At 64.8% G+C, this 18694-nt stretch carries 17 protein-coding genes; 7 read left to right on the top strand and 10 right to left on the bottom strand.

Translation table 11 applies throughout. The features are described from left to right. Nucleotides 1–4: 4 nt before the first annotated feature. The 4 genes from ACI2KK_RS07835 to pilM are packed head-to-tail and all read right to left on the bottom strand — an operon-like array spanning nucleotide 5 to nucleotide 3759. Complete coding sequence (locus ACI2KK_RS07835; RefSeq protein WP_404668581.1) at nucleotides 5–1207, bottom strand: type IV pilus secretin PilQ; 1203 nt, start codon at nucleotides 1205–1207, stop codon at nucleotides 5–7. Then, entirely contained in the window at nucleotides 1173–2195 is a 1023-nt protein-coding gene (locus ACI2KK_RS07830) for a pilus assembly protein PilP (protein WP_404668506.1), read from the bottom strand. The genes ACI2KK_RS07835 and ACI2KK_RS07830 overlap by 35 nt, the downstream gene beginning before the upstream one ends. Beyond that, nucleotides 2192–2710 (bottom strand): PilN domain-containing protein, encoded by a 519-nt coding sequence (locus tag ACI2KK_RS07825; RefSeq protein ID WP_404668580.1) that lies wholly within the window; start codon nucleotides 2708–2710, stop codon nucleotides 2192–2194. Before ACI2KK_RS07825 ends, ACI2KK_RS07830 begins: the two co-directional genes overlap by 4 nt. Before the next feature lie 17 nt (nucleotides 2711–2727). Beyond that, complete coding sequence (gene pilM / locus ACI2KK_RS07820) at nucleotides 2728–3759, bottom strand: type IV pilus biogenesis protein PilM (protein WP_404668505.1); 1032 nt, start codon at nucleotides 3757–3759, stop codon at nucleotides 2728–2730. 8 nt (nucleotides 3760–3767) lie between these two features. On the opposite strand from pilM, the gene ACI2KK_RS07815 reads away from it, so the two are divergent. Next, nucleotides 3768–6218, top strand: a complete 2451-nt coding sequence (locus ACI2KK_RS07815) for a penicillin-binding protein 1A (protein WP_404668579.1) — start codon at nucleotides 3768–3770, stop codon at nucleotides 6216–6218. A 187-nt stretch (nucleotides 6219–6405) separates the two neighbouring features. Here the strand turns inward: ACI2KK_RS07815 and ACI2KK_RS07810 are convergent, their stop codons facing one another. The 4 genes from ACI2KK_RS07810 to rpmE form a co-directional block, all read right to left on the bottom strand. Beyond that, nucleotides 6406–6945, bottom strand: a complete 540-nt coding sequence (locus ACI2KK_RS07810) for a hypothetical protein (RefSeq protein WP_404668504.1) — start codon at nucleotides 6943–6945, stop codon at nucleotides 6406–6408. 154 nt (nucleotides 6946–7099) lie between these two features. Continuing rightward, a complete protein-coding gene (locus tag ACI2KK_RS07805) occupies nucleotides 7100–8368 on the bottom strand; it encodes a malic enzyme-like NAD(P)-binding protein (RefSeq protein ID WP_404668503.1) in 1269 nt (422 codons plus the stop codon). A gap of 179 nt (nucleotides 8369–8547) precedes the next feature. Further along, complete coding sequence (locus tag ACI2KK_RS07800; protein WP_404668502.1) at nucleotides 8548–9369, bottom strand: thermonuclease family protein; 822 nt, start codon at nucleotides 9367–9369, stop codon at nucleotides 8548–8550. 2 nt (nucleotides 9370–9371) lie between these two features. Further along, nucleotides 9372–9587 (bottom strand): 50S ribosomal protein L31, encoded by a 216-nt coding sequence (gene rpmE, locus ACI2KK_RS07795; protein ID WP_054891182.1) that lies wholly within the window; start codon nucleotides 9585–9587, stop codon nucleotides 9372–9374. Between the two features lie 169 nt (nucleotides 9588–9756). Here rpmE and ACI2KK_RS07790 point away from each other — a divergent pair, with 169 nt between their 5' ends. The 3 genes from ACI2KK_RS07790 to ACI2KK_RS07780 all read left to right on the top strand — a co-directional run bounded on the left by ACI2KK_RS07790 (nucleotide 9757) and on the right by ACI2KK_RS07780 (nucleotide 14564). Beyond that, nucleotides 9757–11976 (top strand): primosomal protein N', encoded by a 2220-nt coding sequence (locus tag ACI2KK_RS07790; RefSeq protein WP_404668501.1) that lies wholly within the window; start codon nucleotides 9757–9759, stop codon nucleotides 11974–11976. 157 nt (nucleotides 11977–12133) lie between these two features. Continuing rightward, the gene (argS, locus tag ACI2KK_RS07785; protein ID WP_404668500.1) at nucleotides 12134–13870 is read left to right on the top strand and encodes an arginine--tRNA ligase; all 1737 of its coding nucleotides are present in this window, start codon (nucleotides 12134–12136) and stop codon (nucleotides 13868–13870) included. Nucleotide 13871: 1 nt separating this feature from the next. Next, the gene (locus ACI2KK_RS07780; protein WP_404668499.1) at nucleotides 13872–14564 is read left to right on the top strand and encodes an SPOR domain-containing protein; all 693 of its coding nucleotides are present in this window, start codon (nucleotides 13872–13874) and stop codon (nucleotides 14562–14564) included. 93 nt (nucleotides 14565–14657) lie between these two features. On the opposite strand, the gene ACI2KK_RS07775 is transcribed toward ACI2KK_RS07780, so the two are convergent. Next, a complete protein-coding gene (locus tag ACI2KK_RS07775) occupies nucleotides 14658–15083 on the bottom strand; it encodes an NINE protein (protein ID WP_404668498.1) in 426 nt (141 codons plus the stop codon). Nucleotides 15084–15240: 157 nt separating this feature from the next. Between ACI2KK_RS07775 and ACI2KK_RS07770 the strand changes: the two genes are divergently transcribed. Next, the gene (locus ACI2KK_RS07770; protein ID WP_404668497.1) at nucleotides 15241–15885 is read left to right on the top strand and encodes a C40 family peptidase; all 645 of its coding nucleotides are present in this window, start codon (nucleotides 15241–15243) and stop codon (nucleotides 15883–15885) included. Between the two features lie 191 nt (nucleotides 15886–16076). On the opposite strand, the gene ACI2KK_RS07765 is transcribed toward ACI2KK_RS07770, so the two are convergent. Then, a complete protein-coding gene (locus ACI2KK_RS07765; protein ID WP_404668496.1) occupies nucleotides 16077–17072 on the bottom strand; it encodes a type IV pilus twitching motility protein PilT in 996 nt (331 codons plus the stop codon). 66 nt (nucleotides 17073–17138) lie between these two features. Here ACI2KK_RS07765 and ACI2KK_RS07760 point away from each other — a divergent pair, with 66 nt between their 5' ends. Together ACI2KK_RS07760 and proC are read left to right on the top strand one after the other, a co-directional pair. Further along, nucleotides 17139–17825, top strand: coding sequence for a YggS family pyridoxal phosphate-dependent enzyme (locus tag ACI2KK_RS07760; protein WP_404668495.1), 687 nt, complete (start codon nucleotides 17139–17141; stop codon nucleotides 17823–17825). Nucleotides 17826–17863: 38 nt separating this feature from the next. Continuing rightward, nucleotides 17864–18682, top strand: coding sequence for a pyrroline-5-carboxylate reductase (proC, locus tag ACI2KK_RS07755; RefSeq protein ID WP_404668494.1), 819 nt, complete (start codon nucleotides 17864–17866; stop codon nucleotides 18680–18682). Nucleotides 18683–18694 lie beyond the last annotated feature (12 nt).

Here is an 18694-nt window from a genome sequence, read left to right as displayed (position 1 = left end):
AGAATCAACGACTCACAGCAATCGCCTGGTCATTCATGATACGCGGAGTCAGGAAGACCAGCAGCTCGGATTTTTTCTCTTGTAATGCATCGCGTCGAAACAGCCGCCCAACATACGGCAGATCACCGAAAAATGGCACCTTATCCACCACTTTGTTCTGCGACGTCGAGTACACGCCACCAATCACAATGGTTTCGCCATCCGCCACCCGCACCTTGGCGTTGACCTCGTTCTTGCGGATCGGCGGGACATTGTTCAGGGCATTGACGAAGTCAGGCTCGTCCTTGGTCACCCGCACCTCCATGACCACCTTGCCGTCGGGGGTGATCTGCGGCGTCACCTCCAGCGACAGCGAGGCCTCGCGAAAGGAAATCGAGGTGGCGCCGCTTTTGGTGGTTTCCTGGTACGGCACCTCGGTGCCCTTGATGATTCGCGCGGTTTCCTTGTCGGCAGTGACCACCTTGGGTTGCGAGATGATCTCGCCGTGGCCGCTCTTCTCCATGGCGCTCAGTTCCAGGTCCAGCAGGATATCGCTGCGCAGCAGCCCGACGCCGACACCGGACGTAGCCCGCTCCACCCCCAGGTCGACGAACAGCTCATGGCCCAGGCGGGCATTTTCCCCATACAGCTGGCGCCCCCAGCGCACCCCGAGGACTTTTTCGTAATCCACCCCGGCTTCGACGATACGCGCTTCGATCATTACCTGACGAACGGGCACATCCAACCTCGCCACCAGCTCGCGCAGCTCGGCCAACCGGCCTGGCGGCTGCACCACCACCAAGGTGTTGGTCCGCGCGTCCACGCTGACACTGCCCCGCACGGCGAAACCACTTTCGTCGGCGAGGCTGGCCAGTAACAGTTCGGCCAATTCGGTGGCATTGGCGTGATGGATGGCCAGCAGTTCCCGCTGCAACGGCGCCAGTTCCTGCTCCACACCCTGCCCGGCCAGCTCGGCAAGTGGCGCCACCACCATCACCGAGCCCTCCATGCGCCGGCCCAGCCCCTTGCTGCGCAGCACCAGGTCGAGCGCCTGGTCCCAGGGCACCGATTCCAGGCGCAAGGTGATGCGGCCCTGCACCGTGTCGCTGGCCACCAGGTTGATGCCGGCAAAATCGGCCATCACCTGCAACACTGAACGCACTTCGACATCCTGAAAGTTCAGCGACATCGGCTCACCCTTCCGGGGCGCTGCCTGCGCCTGGCACATCCCCGTCAGCAGCACCAACGCCCACACCACTCCCCGCTTCACCCTCATCATCCCTGCCCTCTCCACGCGCGCCCTTCCCGAGCGCCAGATACCGGGAGCGCTGCTGCCAGCCTCCGGCCATGTACAACCGCTCGCGCACCTCCATGCGTTGCTCGTCGATGCGCACCACTACGCCCTCGTCGCGGCCCAGCCGCTGCCCCTCGCCGACCCGGTGCAGGTGCCCGGCCACAGATAGCAGCGCCTGGTACCGTCCGGCGGTAGACAGGCTGCCGACCATTTTCATCTGCTCCAGCGGAATACGCCCCAGCCCATCGGCACTCGGCCCGCTGGGCCAGGGCTGGAAGGGATCGAACGCACTGCTGGCCACAGGCGGCCGCGAAGGTTCGTCGGCAAGCGACGGTGGCACGGGCAGCGGCTCGCCAGCGTGATAGGCGTGTACCCGCAATTGCGCGCGCACCAGCCCGGGCTTGCCGCTCACCTGCACCAGGCTGAGCTGGGCGACCTGCAGCAAACGCAACTGTTGCTGCCACTGCTCCAGCCAACCGCGTAGCGCGGGGTAGTGGCCAAGCACCCGGATATCCAGTGGCACACGCCGATAACCCGCCGTCGACTGGCCCTCCTGCAGCACTTCGATATGCTCGAAGAGCAACCCGTGCTCATGTCCGGACACCGCCAGTTGCTCGAGCAACTCGCTCATGCCTTCGCCGGCATCCAACCGCCACCGGGCCTCCTGCAACTGCAGGCGGGCGCTTGCCAGGGCGGCACGTTCAGGCTCAAGCCCGGCAACCTCCGCCTTACGCGTCGCCAGTGCCTGCAATGCATCGCGCGACTGCTCACCAGCAAGCCGATAGGCATTTTGCGTTTCTCGCAAAGCCGCGAACCAGCCGAGCAGCATGATCAACAGCAGCGCAAGCAGTATGGCCAGTACCCGCAACAGCCTTGAACGGGTAGCCAGCGACTGCCAGTCGATAGAAAACAAAGAGGTCATGACCAGCCCGCCGACAGTTCGGCGGTGATCAGGAAGGCATCCCCGGCGGTCTCATGGCGCAGGAACACCAGCTCCAGCCCGCGCAGTTCCTGCATGATCTCCAGATCGCGCATCAACTGGGCCACTACTGCAGCCGAGGCCGCCAACCCGGCCAGCCGCATGCGCCCATTCTCAAGATTCAGCTCGGTCAACTGGGCGCCGCCTGGCATGGCTTTTTCCAAACCCAGGAACAGACTGCCAAGCGTCGCCTGGCCAGCCCTCAGCCGCATCAGTGCCGCCTGTTGCTGCTGCACGGCCTGGCGCTCGCTACGCAGCTCAGTGAGGGTTACCTGCAGGCTATCGAGGCGCTTCAACTGCACTTGATACAGCGCGATAGTTGCGACCTGCCGCGCCAGTCGCGCGCGGGCCAGTTGATCGAGCAGCAGCATGCCAGCCAGCGCCAACACACAACTGCCGACCAGCATCATGCAAAAGCGCCGCAGTACCTGGGCGCGTCGCCGTTCGCGCCACGGCATCAGGTTCAAGCGCACCATCACCGCAGCCCACCCATTGCCAGCCCGCATGCCAATGCCATCGTGGCGCTCGAAAAGCCGACCGGGAGGCTGGCCACAGGCAACGCCACAATCCGACAGCTAACCCCCAACTGCTCACTCAACCGCTTGGCTGCTGCAGCATCGGCGGCAACGCCGCTAAGCACCAGTTCATCGATTTTGTCGCCGCCCAACTGCAGCAAGCCCGACACTGCTTCGCACCACTGCCCAGGCGCAGCCAACGGCAGGTGCTGACGCTGGGGCAGTTGGTCAGGCTGCCAGCGATGCAACACCAGCTCTTCACGCTCCAGTTGCAACAACGCCATGCCAACCGATGGTTCAGGCCCCAGCACGCGCTGCAACACAAAGCTGTCGATCTCCATGGCCACCAGTTCAAGGCCGGCCTGGGCAAACACTTGCTCGAGCGGGTCGAGCTGGCTCTGCCGGCATGCCGCGACCAGCACGTCGACGGCTTCGGGTTGGTTTGCCGAGGGCCGCAGCACCTGGAAGTCCAGGGCAAGGTCATCGAGGGGGAACGGGAACAGCTGGCCGGCCTCTGCCAGCAACTGTGTTTCGATAGCCTGCGCACATGCCCCTCGCGGCACCTGGCAGACCTTGCAGATCACCTGGGAGGCAGGTAGCGCCACGGCCACCTGCCGCTGACGGGTTGCACAACGGCGATGGGCCTGGCGCAGCGCGCACACCATCGGGTCGGGGCCGCCGGGCCGCGGCAACTCGAGTTTCTCGCATGCCCAGCCGATAACCCGGTATTGGCCGGCCTGCTGGCGAGCCTGCAACATTCTTATGCTGCCAGAGGCGATTTCCACCCCCAGCAGTGAACCGGCATCCCTGCCAAAACGTCCAAGCATGGCTATTCCTTCGTAGCCGCCCGAAAGCCGCGCCGTTACGGCACGGACGGTCAAGGCAGCAGCCCGGCCGGTCACCCGGCGGGGCGAAAAATGCTTATAATGCCCAGCGATTTTTCCCTGTCCGCTGGCCCCGCGTGCAATCCACCCCTCAACCTGGACACCCAAAAGCCTTGATACGCCTGCTGAAGTTCTTCTGGTGGTCTTTCGTCGCAGTCATCTGCGCGCTCGTACTCGGTGTGAGCGGTGCGTTTCTGTATCTTAGCCCCAACCTCCCGTCGGTCGATTCGCTCAGAAGCGTCCAGTTGCAAATCCCCCTGAGGGTGTACAGCAGCGACGGCAAGCTGATTGCCGAGTTCGGCGAAATGCGCCGCTCGCCGATCAAGTTCCAGGAAATTCCCCCACAGTTCATTCAGGCGCTTCTGTCGGCTGAGGATGACAACTTCCTCAACCACTATGGTGTCGACCCCAGCAGCCTGATGCGCGCGGCCACGCAGCTGGTCAAGTCCGGGCATATCCAGAGCGGCGGCAGCACCATCACCATGCAGGTGGCGAAGAACTTCTTCCTCTCCAGCGAGCGCAGCTTCTCGCGCAAGACCAACGAAATTTTGCTGGCCCTGCAGATCGAGCGCGAACTGACCAAGGACGAGATCCTCGAGCTGTACGTCAACAAGATCTACCTGGGCAACCGCGCCTACGGCATCGACGCCGCTGCGCAGGTGTACTACGGCAAGTCGATCCGCGACGTGAGCCTGGCGCAGATGGCCATGATCGCCGGCCTGCCCAAGGCACCGTCGCGCTTCAACCCGCTGGCCAACCCGGTGCGCGCCAAAGAGCGCCGCGACTGGATCCTGGGGCGTATGTACAAGCTCGGCAAGATCGACGAGGCCAGCTACCAGACAGCCCTCGCCGAACCGCTGAACGCCAGCTACCACGTGCCGGCCCCGGAAGTGAACGCGCCCTACGTCGCCGAAATGGCCCGCGCCGAGATGGTCGGCCGCTACGGCAGCGAGGCCTACACCGAAGGCTTCCGGGTCACCACCACGGTACCGAGCGACATGCAGCAGATGGCCAACAGCGCCGTGCTCAACGGCCTGTCCGAATACGACGAACGCCACGGCTACCGCGGCCCGGAGTCGCGCTTCCCGGGCAAGACCCGCGCTGCCTGGCTGCAGGAACTGGGCAAGCAACGCCCCCTCGGCGGCCTGGAGCCGGCCATCGTCACCCAGGTCGAGAAAACCGGCCTTAAAGTCATGACCCGCGCCGGCCTTGAAGAAACCGTCGCCTGGGACACCATGAAGTGGGCCCGCCCCTACCTGAACAACAACTCGCAGGGCCGCGCGCCGCAATCGCCGGCCGATGTGGCCCAGGTCGGCGACCTGGTACGCCTGCAGCGCCTGGAAGACGGCAAGCTCAAGTTCAGCCAGGTACCGGGCGCCCAGAGCGCACTGGTCACCCTCGACCCTTACGACGGCGCAATCCGCGCACTGGTGGGCGGCTTCTCGTTCGAGCAGAGCAACTACAACCGCGCCATGCAGGCCAAGCGCCAGCCGGGCTCGAGCTTCAAGCCGTTCGTCTACAGCGCAGCACTGGACAGCGGCTACACCGCCGCCAGCCTGGTCAACGATGCGCCGATCGTGTTCGTTGACGAGTACCTGGACAAGGTCTGGCGACCGAAGAACGACACCAACACCTTCCTCGGCCCGATCCGCATGCGCGAGGCGCTGTACAAGTCGCGCAACCTGGTGTCGATCCGCCTGCTGCAGGCCATGGGCGTGGACCGCACCATCGACTACATCGCCAAGTTCGGCTTCAACAAGCAGGACCTGCCGCGCAACCTGTCGCTGGCCCTGGGCACCGCCACCCTGACGCCGATGGAAATCGCCACTGGCTGGAGCACCTTTGCCAACGGCGGCTACAAGATCAACCCGTACCTGATCCAGCGTATCGAGAGCCGTAACGGCGAAACCCTGTTCACCGCCAACCCGGCGCGGGTCCCGCAGGGCAACCAGGACCAGGCCGGCCTTGCCGCGCCCGAGCAGCCGATCAGCGTCGCAGCGATGCCAGGCGAGGCGCCGTCGGCCCTGGGCCAGACCGCCCCGGCACCACAGGTACCGGCGGTGGCCGAGCAAATCGTCGACGGCCGCACCACCTACATCCTCACCAGCATGCTGCAGGACGTGATCAAGCGCGGCACCGGCCGCCGCGCCCTGGCCCTTGGCCGTGGCGACCTGGCGGGCAAGACCGGCACCACCAACGAGTCCAAGGACGCCTGGTTCTCCGGCTACAACGCCGACTACGTCACCACGGTGTGGGTGGGCTTCGATCAGCCGGAAACCCTCGGCCGGCGCGAGTACGGCGGCACCGTGGCGCTGCCGATCTGGATGAACTTCATGGGCCCGGCGCTCAAGGGCAAGCCCGAGCATGCCCCGGCCGAACCTGAAGGCATCCTCAGCCTGCGCGTAGACCCGGTCAGCGGCCGCGCCGCCACGCCGAGCACGCCGAACGCCTACTTCGAGCTGTTCAAGGCCGAAGACTCGCCACCGTCGGTGGACGAACTGGGCAACGGAGCGGCACCGGGCAGCCCGCTGCCGGCGGATGAAGCGGCGCCGATGGACTTGTTCTGAGCAGCGCCACTCGACGTTGACGCATTCGCTGCGACTGCCTATATTGGCCAGGTCGAAGCGACTGACCGGATGAGATCGAGCGCTTCCCAGCGGCATTTGCCGTAACCGCGCAAGGCGGTTCGCAAGTGGTTTCCGGATCTGCTGCACTTTCACGAAAAAAGACGCCAATCGGCGTCTTTTTTCGTTTTCAGCGCCTGGTTGAGGTCGGCAAGCACAGGTATACCTTGCTGCATAGCAGAACAAAGGGCATGTGCCCTTTAAGCGCCGGCCCAGGGCGCGCACCTTGAGGGTATGCGCTTTCGACAATCAGATTGAGCTCCTGCCATTGCCGCTGATCCTGGCCGGCCCGCCGCACCTCAAAAAAGACATGGTACGGCCCATCAGGCGAATCGATCCGAATCGAATAGCACCAGTTGCGGGCGGCGGCAGTTTGATAGGCCCGAGCTGTCGGCGCAGCAAGCCCCTCGATAGCCAACCTCAGCCTGAATGACAGCTGATAACGGACAGCACAAATCACCCGAGCGCGCCGCCCGCGCTCAACCACCTCGGCGCCATCAGCCTCTGCAGCGCAGTGAATGCCCTTGGTGAAGCAATGATTGGAGAACGTCACCCGCACGCGCAGATCTCGGCTGCAGCGCGCACTATGAACGGAAAACGTGAACGGCTCGAGGTGAGCGAGGTCGTGAACCTGCCCATTGATGACAAGTAATGGAAAGTACGCCGGCACAAGAGACCTTAAGGTGAATGACTCAACACCCCATCAATGTTGGATGAGGAGCAGGCACCCTTGGCGCGTCGCACTTGATAAGCAGAATGGTCTTACAACAACAAAAAAGCCCCGACTCTCTCGAGCCGGGGCTTTTGCATGACGCTACGGCAAATCAGCCGTTGAACACGTCATCCACGCTGGTCAGCGGGTAGTGCTTCGGATACGGCAGGGTAGCCACGCCGGATTCGATGGCGGCCTTGGCCACGGCGTCGGAAACGACGGTGATCAGGCGAGCGTCCAGCGGCTTCGGAATGATGTACTCACGGCCGAACTCCAGCGCCTGTACGCCGTAGGCGTCGCAGACTTCCTTCGGAACCGGCAGCTTGGCCAGGTCCTTCAGGGCGATGGCGGCGGCGATCTTCATTTCTTCGTTGATGCGCTTGGCGCGAACGTCCAGGGCACCGCGGAAGATGAACGGGAAGCCCAGTACGTTGTTGACCTGGTTCGGGTAGTCGGAACGACCGGTGGCCATGATCACGTCGTTGCGGGTGGCGTGGGCCAGCTCTGGCGAGATTTCCGGGTCCGGGTTCGAGCAGGCGAACACGATCGGGTTGGCAGCCATCGACTTCAGGCCTTCCGGGCTCAGCAGGTTCGGGCCGGACAGGCCAACGAACACGTCGGCGCCGTCGAGGGCGTCGGCCAGGGTGCGCTTGTCAGTGGCGTGAGCGAACTGAGCCTTGTACTGGTTCAGGTCGTCGCGGCCAGCGTGGATCACGCCGCTGCGGTCGATCATGAAGATGTTTTCGACCTTGGCACCCATGCTCACCAGCAGCTTCATGCAGGAGATGGCGGCAGCGCCGGCGCCCAGGCAGACGATCTTGGCTTCTTCGAGCTTCTTGCCGGCGATTTCCAGGGCGTTGATCATGCCGGCCGCGGTGACGATGGCGGTACCGTGCTGGTCATCGTGGAACACCGGGATGTCGCACTGCTCGATCAGGGTGCGCTCGATCTCGAAGCACTCAGGTGCCTTGATGTCTTCGAGGTTGATGCCACCGAAGGTGATGGAGATGCGGCGCACGGTGTCGATGAAGGCTTGCGGGCTTTCCGACTCGACTTCGATGTCGAACACGTCGATACCGGCGAAACGCTTGAACAGAACGCCCTTGCCTTCCATGACCGGCTTGGAGGCCAGCGGGCCCAGGTCACCCAGACCCAGGATAGCGGTGCCATCGGAGATTACCGCGACCAGGTTGCCCTTGCCGGTGTATTTGTAAGCCAGCTCCGGGTCACGGCCAATTTCGCGCACAGGTTCTGCGACGCCTGGGCTGTAGGCCAGGGCGAGGTCGCGGGCAGTGGCGGTTGGCTTGGAGAGCTCGACGCTCAATTTCCCCGGACGAGGCTGAGCGTGGTATTCGAGAGCGGCGGTTTTCAGGTCTGACATGATGGGCATTCCGCTATTTACTGTTCTGACGGACCGCCGAGGATACGCAAAGTGCCGGGGGGCGACAAGACTGCCCGGTCACTAGTGTCAAGGCCTTTGGCCTACGACTTTACGCTATGACCCACGGGGTTTGGGAAAACCCAGTGTGTACAATCCAATATCAAACTGTCTACAACTATTTAGCCGGAAACAGCCTTGAGCATGCTCGGATCGGTCAATGGCAACAGCCAGCGCCGCTGCCCCGGCTTCAGCGCACCCTTGCGGGAGCGGTCTACTACCCAGCCACGCGCCTCGACCTGGCGTCCCTTGAGGGTAGCCAAGAAGCTGGCCGGGAAGTGGCGCTGCAGACGAGCGGGGACCTGAAGCGTGACGGCACCATCCAGATGCAGCCAGATGCCACCACGATTACGCTCAATATTCCTCACTTTGCCGCTGATCAGCGCAAAACCGGCCTGCCGCACCCGCCATGCCGGCTGCACCGGCGAATGGCGCCAGACCCCCAACCGACGCTGGCGCGCCACCTGTTCGGCCTGCGCCTGGCAGCCGGCCAAGTGCACATTGGGCGCGAAGACAACCTGATAGCCCAACCCTTCGCTGAGCAGTTGTGCTTCCAGATTGTTGCCAGTGCGGCTGTAGATGTGCGCCAGGGTGCGCCCGTACTTGTCTTTGGGCTCGCTACCGGTGACCAGCCCGACCTTGCCACCGCTGGCCTTGACCAGTGCCTGCAGGCGCTTTTTCGCAGCCTCGGCGTAGGGCTCAGCGGGGCGCCCCTTGCGCGCCAGCTCGGGCGCATTGATGCCGATCAGGCGCACGCTGCGGCCATCGGCCAGCCGAACGGTATCGCCATCAACCACGTGGCGCACCGTCACCTGCTGCGCCTGCTCGGGCAACGGGCAGAATGCCAGGGCCGGCAGTTGCCAGAAAACGCCCATAAAAAAAGCGCCCGCAAGGGGCGCCTTTTTTTGCAGCAACGCGAACCTCGAGAGATTCGCCATGCGCATGATTACTTCTTGGTACCGAACATACCGAAGCGATCGGCGAACTTCTGTACGCGACCACCGGTGTCCAGGACTTTTTGCTTACCGGTGTAGAACGGGTGGCACAGGTTGCAAACGTCGATCGCCAGGGTGTTGCCCAGGGTCGAACGAGTTTCGAACTTGTTGCCGCAGCTGCAGGTGACGGCAACTGCTTCGTAGTTCGGATGAATATCTGCTTTCATGGTCACTTCCTCGAGCTGCGTGCCGCCACCCAACACCTATTGTTGAATACCGCACGTAATTAGGCGGCGAATAATACCAGAGCACGGGGGCAGCGCAAGTTGTCGCTTGCACCGGCCGTCGTCTGCTAGGCTCGCCCGATTACCGAAACGCCCTCCAGAGACCTTCCGCGTGTCCGACGTCATCCTGCGCCTTGCCCTACCCTCGCCGCTGCGTCGCCTGTTCGACTACCAGGCCCCGGCGAGCATGGCGCGCCAGGCACTGACCCCGGGCATGCGCATCCGCGTGCCGTTTGGCCGCCGCGAGATGATCGGCGTACTGGTGGAGGTGGCGCAAAGCAGCGAAGTGCCGGCCGACAAGCTCAAGCCCGCCGTCGCCCTGCTCGACCCGGTTTCGCCGATTCCGCCGGCACTGTTCAAGCTGTGCCTGTGGACCGCGCAGTACTACCAGCACAGCCTTGGCGACACCTTGAGCTGGGCCCTGCCGACCCTGCTGCGCCAGGGCGAGGCCGCCGAAGCCCGTCAGGAACGCTTCTGGCATGTGGCCCCCGGCGCACGCCTGGAAGACCCGCGCATCGCCCGCGCACCGCGCCAGCGCGAGGCGCTGAAAACCCTGTCGCAACACCCCCACGGCGTGGCCCACAGCCTGCTGGGCAAGCTCGGCCTGAACAAGGACAGCCTGGACTTGCTGCTGGCCAAGGACCTGGTGAGCATCGAGGTGCGCCGCCACCTGCCGGCGGCGCGCCACGAGCATTGGCTGGCGCAGCCGGAACTGCCGCTCAACGAGGAGCAACGCGCCGCCTTCGAGGCCGTGCGCTCGGGCTTCGGTGCGTTTCACGCCTTTTTGCTCGCTGGGGTGACCGGCAGCGGCAAGACCGAGGTGTACCTGCAACTGATCCGCGAAACCCTCGAGGCCGGCAAGCAGGCGCTGATCCTGATCCCCGAGATCAACCTCGGCCCACAGACCCTGCAGCGCTTCGAGCAGCGCTTCAACGCGCGCATCGCCCTGCTGCACTCGGCGGTGGCCGACCGCGAGCGCCTGGACGCCTGGCTGGCGGCGCGCGACGGCGAGGCCGACATCATCATCGGTACCCGTTCGGCGCTGTTCACGCCGATGAAAAACCCCGGCCTGATCATCATCGACGAAGAGCACGACGGCTCCTATAAACAGCAGGAAGGCCTGCGCTACCACGCCCGCGACCTGGCAGTGGTGCGCGCGCACCAGGAGAACATTCCGATCCTGCTGGGCTCGGCCACGCCCTCGCTGGAGAGCCTGCACAACGCCCACAGCGGCCGCTACGGCCTGCTGCGCATGAACCAGCGCGCCGGCGGCGCCCGCGCCCCGCGCTTCTTGCGCCTGGACGTGCGCAGCCTGCCGCTGGACAGCGGCATCAGCGGCCCGCTGCAACAGGCCATTCGCCAAACGCTGGAAGCCGGCCAGCAGGTGCTGGTGTTCCTCAACCGCCGCGGCTTCGCCCCCACCCTGCTGTGCCACGACTGCGGCTGGCTCAGCGAATGCCCGCGCTGCGACGCGCGCATGACCGTGCACCAGCGCTCGGCGGTATTGCGCTGCCACCACTGCGGCTACGACGAACACCTGCCGCTGCAATGCCCGCAGTGCGCCCACGTCGACCTGCGCCCGGTGGGCGCCGGCACCGAGCGCGCCGAGGAACGCCTGAAAGTGCTGTTCCCCGACTACCCGATCCTGCGAGTGGACCGCGACAGCACCTCGCGCAAGGACGCCATGCACAACCTGTTCACCACCATCCAGCGCGGCCAGCCGAGCATCCTGGTGGGCACCCAGATGCTGGCCAAGGGGCACCACTTCCCACGGGTTACCCTGGTGGCCATTCTCGATGCCGACGGCGGGCTGTTTTCCGGGGATTTTCGCGCCGGCGAGCGCATGGCTCAGCTGATCGTGCAGGTGGCGGGCCGCGCAGGGCGCGCCGAAGAGCCGGGCAAGGTGATCGTGCAGACCCACCTGGCCGACCACCCGCTGCTGGTGCAACTCACCGAGCAAGGCTACTTCGCCTTTGCCGAGCAGGCCCTGGACGAGCGCCGCGCCGCCGGGCTGCCGCCGTTCGCCCACCTGGCGCTGCTGCGCGCCGACGCGCACAAGCCGGGCCAGGCCGAAGGCTTCCTCGACGAAGCCTGCGCCGCAGCCGAACGGTTGCTGAACGAACAGGGGCTGCGCGGCATCGAACTGCTGGGCCCGGTACCGGCGCCAATGGAGCGACGGGCGGGGCGTTTTCGCGCTCAACTGTTGCTCCAGGCCAATGCCCGGGCGCACCTGCATCGACTGATCAGTGCCTGGTTGCTAGTGTTGGAACAGATGCCTTCCGGGCGCCAGGTGCGCTGGTCGCTGGACGTGGATCCGGTGGATCTTTACTGAGCCGACTGGCCTGATCGCCGGCAAGCCGGCTCCTACAGGGATCTGCGACAGAAGGCCTGCAAAGGTTGGCAACCCGCCTTCGGCAACGGATAATGCCCAGTTTTTCCACCTGCGCATCCAAGCGCCCCACCGCGCTTGCGGTCGAAAAGAGATCCCCATGAAAGACACCATTCGCCAGCTCATCCAGCAAGCCCTCACCCAACTCGTCACCGACGGTGTGCTGCCTGACGGGCTGGCGCCGGCGATCCAGGTGGAAAACGCCCGGGACAAGACCCACGGCGACTTCGCCAGCAACATCGCCATGATGCTGGCCAAGCCCGCCGGCATGAAGCCGCGCGACCTGGCCGAAAAGATCATCGCCGCCCTGCCGGCCAGCACCGACATCAGCAAGGTCGAGATCGCCGGCCCCGGCTTCCTCAACTTCTTCCAGAACACCGACGCCCTGGCCAGCCGCCTGGACGCCGCCCTGGCCGACGGCCACCTGGGCGTGCGCAAGGCCGGTGCTGCGCAAAAGGTGGTGATCGACATGTCGGCACCGAACCTGGCCAAGGAGATGCACGTCGGCCACCTGCGTTCGACCATCATCGGTGACAGCGTGGCGCGCGTGCTGGAGTTCCTCGGCGACGACGTGATCCGCCAGAACCACGTGGGCGACTGGGGCACCCAGTTCGGCATGCTGCTGGCCTACCTGGAAGAAAACCCGATCACCAGCGACGAGCTGTCGGACCTGGAGAACTTCTACCGCGCCGCCAAGAAGCGCTTCGACGAGTCCGAAGACTTCGCCACCCGCGCCCGCGGCCTGGTGGTCAAGCTGCAGGCAGGCGACCCCGAGTGCATGGCGCTGTGGACGCGCTTCAAGGACATTTCGCTGTCCCACTGCCAAAAGACCTACGAGCTGCTCAACGTCAAGCTGAGCATGGCCGACGTGATGGGCGAGAGCGCCTACAACGCAGACCTCGCCAACGTGGTCGCCGACCTCAAGGCCAAGGGCCTGCTGGTCGAAGACCAGGGCGCCCAGTGCGTGTTCCTCGAAGAGTTCAAGAACAGCGACGGCGACCCGCTGCCGGTGATCGTGCAGAAGGCTGACGGCGGCTACCTGTACGCCACCACCGACCTGGCAGCCGTGCGCTACCGCAGCAACGTGCTCAAGGCCGACCGTGCCCTGTACTTCGTTGACCAGCGCCAGGCGCTGCACTTCAACCAGGTGTTCGAGGTGGCCCGCCGCGCAGGCTTCGTCGGCCACCCGATGCAAATGGAGCACATGGGCTTCGGCACCATGAACGGCGCCGATGGCCGCCCGTTCAAGACCCGCGATGGCGGCACCGTCAAGCTGATCGACCTGCTCACCGAGGCCAAGGAGCGCGCCTACGCGCTGGTCAAGGAGAAGAACCCGAGCCTGGCCGAGGACGAGTTGCGCAACATCGGTGAAGTGGTGGGCATCGGCGCGGTGAAGTACGCCGACCTGTCCAAGCACCGCACCAGCGACTACAGCTTCAACTTCGAGCTGATGCTCAACTTCGAAGGCAACACCGCACCTTACCTGCTGTACGCCTACACCCGCGTGGCTGGTGTGTTCCGCAAGCTGGGCAAGGGCTTCGACGAGGTCGATGGCAACATCGTGCTGCAGGCTGCCCACGAGCAGGACCTGGCCGCGCGCCTGGCGCAGTTCGGCGAAATCCTCAACAACGTGGCTGATAAGGGCACCCCGCACGTGCTGTGCAGCTACCTGTACGACCTGGCCGGCCTGTTCTCCAGCTTCTACGAGAACTGCCCGATCCTGTCTGCCGAAACCCCACAGCAGCAGCAAAGCCGCCTGCGCCTGGCCGCCCTGACCGGCCGCACCCTCAAGCAGGGCCTGGAGCTGCTGGGCCTGGAAACCCTGGAGCGCATGTAAGTTGGCTGCCAAGAAAAAACCTGCCCCCAAGCGCGGCGCCAGCCGCCAGAGCGCCCCAGCCAAGCAGCCGATACCCGGCTGGGTATGGCTGGCGGTCGGCCTGACCGTGGGCGCCTTCATCGTCTTCCTGATGAAGCTCGAGCCGGGCGGTGGCGACATCAAGCGCACCAAGCCCGAGCAGCAAAAGCCCGAAAAAGTCGCCGAGGCCAGCAAGAACACTGCCCCGGCCACGCAGCAGCCGGTGAAGCCGAAGTACGACTTCTACACCCTGCTGCCGGAATCGGAAGTGATCGTGCCGCCTGAAGCGGTACCGGAGAAGACGCCGCCAGTACCCGTGGTGCCGACCACCCCGGTGACGCCAGCGGAAGCGGCGAAGATCGACACCGCCCGCGCCCAGGCCGCGCTGCTGGGGCAGACCCCGCCACCGGCACCACCGGTGATCAAGCCGGCGGCCACCACGCAGTTCTTCCTGCAGGCCGGTTCGTTCCGCAAGCAGGCCGACGCCGACAAGGTGCGCGCGCAGATCATCCTGCTCGGCCAGGCGGTGAAGGTGGAATCGGGGACGGTGAAAGAAGAAACCTGGTACCGCGTGATGGTCGGCCCGTACAGCAACCGTGAGCAACTGACCGTGGCGCAGAAGCAATTGGCCGGGGCCGGGTTCAGCAACCTGCTGCTGCAGCAGCGTCGCCCCTGACACCCTTGCCGGCGATGGCGCCTGACCTACCAGGCGCCGAGGCTGATGGCCTGATCGCCGGCAAGCCGGCTCCTACTGGGCGCGCACCTCTCGTTACGCCCTGCGCCGCTCGGCGTTCACCTCGGACACCTGGCTGTTCAGGGTCCAGAAGTCATACAGCACCCCCAGCAGGAACAAGCCACCGGTGAACAGGTAGATCAGCGCACTGATCCACTTGCCCTGGTACAAGCGGTGCACGCCGAATACCCCCAGAAACGTCAGGAACACCCACGCCAGGTTGTAGTCGACGCTGCCCGACTGGAAGCGCAAGTCCGCCTCGCGGTCCATGGACGGGATCAGGAACAGGTCGATCAGCCAGCCGATACCGAACAGGCCGAAGGTGAAGAACCAGAGGGTGCCGGTAATCGGTTTGCCGTAGTAGAAGCGGTGGGCACCGGTGAAGCCGAAGATCCAAAGCAGGTAGCCGAGGACCTTGCTATGGGTGTCGTTCACCGCCCCACCCTGTTGATAACCATTCATTCGAAGCCCTCGAGGGTTAGCCGAAAATTTTCTAACGGAAAATGTGACTTTTCCGTGTCTGCCCGACATATGGTACGCAGCGAGACGACCAACGGATCAGTTTTTGATCAAAAAGCTGTTATAAAGTTGCGCGCCAACACTTATAAGAGCTTCAACTATGCCGCCTTTCTTCAAGACATGGCTGACCCTCTGCCTTCTTTTGCCCCTGGCCGCCCACGCCACCAATCGTGAGCAACGTCTTCCCAGCGGTTTCACCGGCTACACGGCCAACACCGATGCCTCGGTGAAGCGCGCACCCGTTCAGTACCGCAACGCCACGGTGCATGCCCGCCCGAACAACGCTGCCCGGCAACAGGGGCTGCAGGCCGTGGCCATGTCGCCCAAGCAGAGCAGCGAAGTGCTCAGCCGCGCCGTCAACGTGCTCGGCACCCCCTACCGCTGGGGCGGCAGCAGCCCGAAAAAGGGCTTCGACTGCAGCGGCCTGGTCAAATACGCCTTCAACGATGTGGCCGACGTCGACCTGCCGCGCACCTCCAACGCCATGGCCCAAGGCCAGGGCGTCAAGGTAGCGAAGGGTGACCTCAAACCCGGTGACCTGATCTTCTTCAACATCAAGAGCCGTCGGGTCAACCACGTTGCCATCTACCTGGGCAACGACCGCTTCATCCACGCGCCACGCACCGGCAAGCGGGTGAGCATCGACAACCTGACCAAGCCCTACTGGCAGAAGCACTACGTCGTGGCCAAGCGTGTACTGCCCAAGGAGCAGCAACAACAGGCGCTGCGCCTGGCCAAGCGCTGAGGCCAGTCAAACCTCTGTAGGAGCCAGCTTGCCGGCGATGGGGCCTGCAGCCTTGCCCTGGATGGCACCGGTTTCACCGGTGATCGCCGGCAAGCCGGCTCCTACAGGTACAGCACAGGCCTGAAGCAAGCGCCGTACCTGTGGGAGCGGCTTTAGCCGCGAACACCGGCGCAGCCGGTGCCATGCAGCGCTCACTCTGCCAGCACACCTTGTGATCGCAAGGCCTGCATCGCCCCCTCCATCGTCCTCATCCCCTGCCCCGCACCCGCTTGCATCAGCGACGGCACCTGCGCCATGCGCCCCTCGCGGATCAGGTTGCGCACCGCCGGAGTCGCCACCAGCACCTCCCGCGCCGCAACACGCCCGCCGCCCGTGCGCCGTACCAACTGCTGCGCCACCACCAGCCGCAACGACTCGGCCAGCATGGCCCGCACCAGCGCCTTTTCCTCAGCGGCAAACACCTCCACCAGCCGCTCGACACAACTTACCGCCGAACGCGCATGCACCGTGGCCAGTACCAGGTGCCCGGTCTCGGCCGCGCGCAGGGCCAGGCGAATAGTCTCAAGGTCGCGCAGCTCGCCGATCATGATCACATCCGGGTCCTGGCGCAGGGCGCTGCGTAACCCCTGGGCAAAATCACGGCTGTGGGTGCCGATCTCACGCTGGTTGACCAGGCTGCGCTGGCCGGAATGAATGAACTCGATGGGGTCTTCGAGCGTGACGATGTGCAGCGCCTGCTCACGGTTCAGCCCGTCGATCAGCGCCGCCAGGGTACTGGACTTGCCGCTACCGGTCGCACCACACACCAGCACCAGCCCATCCCGGTGCGATGCAACGCTTTGAAACACATCCTTCAGATCAAGCTCTTCGATGCAGGCAAGCCGGGCCGGGATCATCCGCGCACTGGCGGCTGGCCCATTACGTTGACGGTAAAGGTTCAAACGAAAGCGACCAAGCGCAGGCAGGGTCAAAGCCAAATCGAGCTCATCGCCGCGCGCCCATTGCTCGCGCTGCCCGGCGTCGAGCCATTCGCCCAGACCACGCTCAAGCGCCTCGGGCTGCATGGGCGGCAGGCCCATCCGCTGCAGCTCGCCTTCCAAGCGTTGCATCGGGCTTTCGCCGGTTGCCAGATGCAAATCGCTGGCCCCGGCCGCCACGGCGCGGGCCAGCAGGTCGGTCACATCCATGAGACTCCCCAACAGCCATCAAGCAGGTAGAATGCCGCAGACCCCAAAGCCGCACGGCGACGATCCATGTCCACCCTAGCAGACAACATTAGCGCCATCAGCGACCGCATCCAGGGTGCGGCCAGGGCTGCCGGCCGCGACCCGGCCAGCGTGCAACTGCTGGCCGTGAGCAAGACCAAGCCCGCCAGCGCCATCCGCGAGGCCCACGCGGCCGGGCTGGCCGATTTCGGCGAGAACTACCTTCAGGAAGCGCTGACAAAACAGCAGGAACTGTCTGACCTGCCCTTGATCTGGCACTTCATCGGCCCCATCCAGTCGAACAAGACCAAGGCCATCGCCGAGCATTTCGACTGGGTACATTCCGTGGACCGCCTGAAGATCGCCCAACGCCTGTCCGAACAGCGGCCCGCCAACCTCGCGCCGCTGAACATCTGCCTGCAGGTCAACGTCAGCGGAGAGGCCAGCAAATCCGGCTGCGCCCCGGCCGACCTGCCGGCACTGGCCCAGGCTGTCGCCAGCCTGCCCAACCTGCGTTTGCGCGGGTTGATGGCCATCCCGGAGCCGACTGACCAGCGCGCCGAGCAAGAAGCCGCCTTTGCCACCCTGCGCCAGTTGCAAACGCAACTGAGCCTGGGCCTGGACACCTTGTCGATGGGCATGAGCCACGACCTCGAAGCCGCCATTGCCCAGGGCGCGACCTGGGTCCGCATCGGCACCGCCCTGTTCGGTGCCCGCGATTACGGCCAGCCCTGATTCCATGCTTAACTCACGCTTTCCTGAAAGGACCTGACATGAGCAAGACTCGTATTGCCTTTATCGGCGCCGGCAACATGGCCGCCAGCCTGATCGGCGGCCTGCGCGCCCAGGGCCTGGACGCCGCGCAGATCCGCGCCAGCGACCCGGGTGCCGAGACCCGCGCACGGGTGCAGGCCGAACATGGCATCGAAGCATTCGAAAGCAACGCCCAGGCCATCGACGGCGCTGATGTGATCGTGCTGGCGGTCAAGCCGCAGGTCATGAAGGCGGTCTGCGAAACCCTCAAGCCAAGCCTTAAGCCTGGCCAACTGGTCGTCTCGATCGCCGCCGGCATCACCTGCGCCAGCCTGCAGGCCTGGCTGGGCGCCATCCCGGTGGTGCGCTGCATGCCCAACACCCCGGCGCTGCTGCGCCAGGGCGTAAGTGGCCTGTACGCAACCCACGAAGTGTCCGCCGCACAGCGCGAACACGCCGAGCAACTGCTTTCGGCCGTGGGTACTGCCCTGTGGCTTGAGCAAGAGCAGCAGCTGGACGCCGTCACCGCCGTTTCCGGCAGTGGCCCGGCGTACTTCTTCCTGCTGATCGAAGCCATGACCGCAGCGGGCGAAAAACTCGGCCTGCCGCGCGAAACCGCCTCGCAACTGACCCTGCAGACCGCCCTGGGCGCCGCGCACATGGCGGCAGCCAGCGACGTCGACGCCGCCGAACTGCGCCGCCGCGTCACCTCGCCCGCCGGTACCACGGAAGCGGCGATCAAGTCGTTCCAGGCCAGCGGTTTCGAGGCCATCGTCGAACAGGCATTAAAAGCCGCCGCCCACCGCTCTGCGGAGCTGGCCGAACAACTGGGCAAATAACCGGGCCAATAA

The sequence above is a fragment of the Pseudomonas sp. NPDC089406 genome (assembly GCF_044900265.1).
In the GTDB taxonomy this organism is placed as follows: Bacteria; Pseudomonadota; Gammaproteobacteria; order Pseudomonadales; family Pseudomonadaceae; genus Aquipseudomonas; species Aquipseudomonas fakonensis.
Note: the sequence above shows the minus strand (reverse complement) of the source record. Positions and strands in the feature narration are given on the sequence as shown.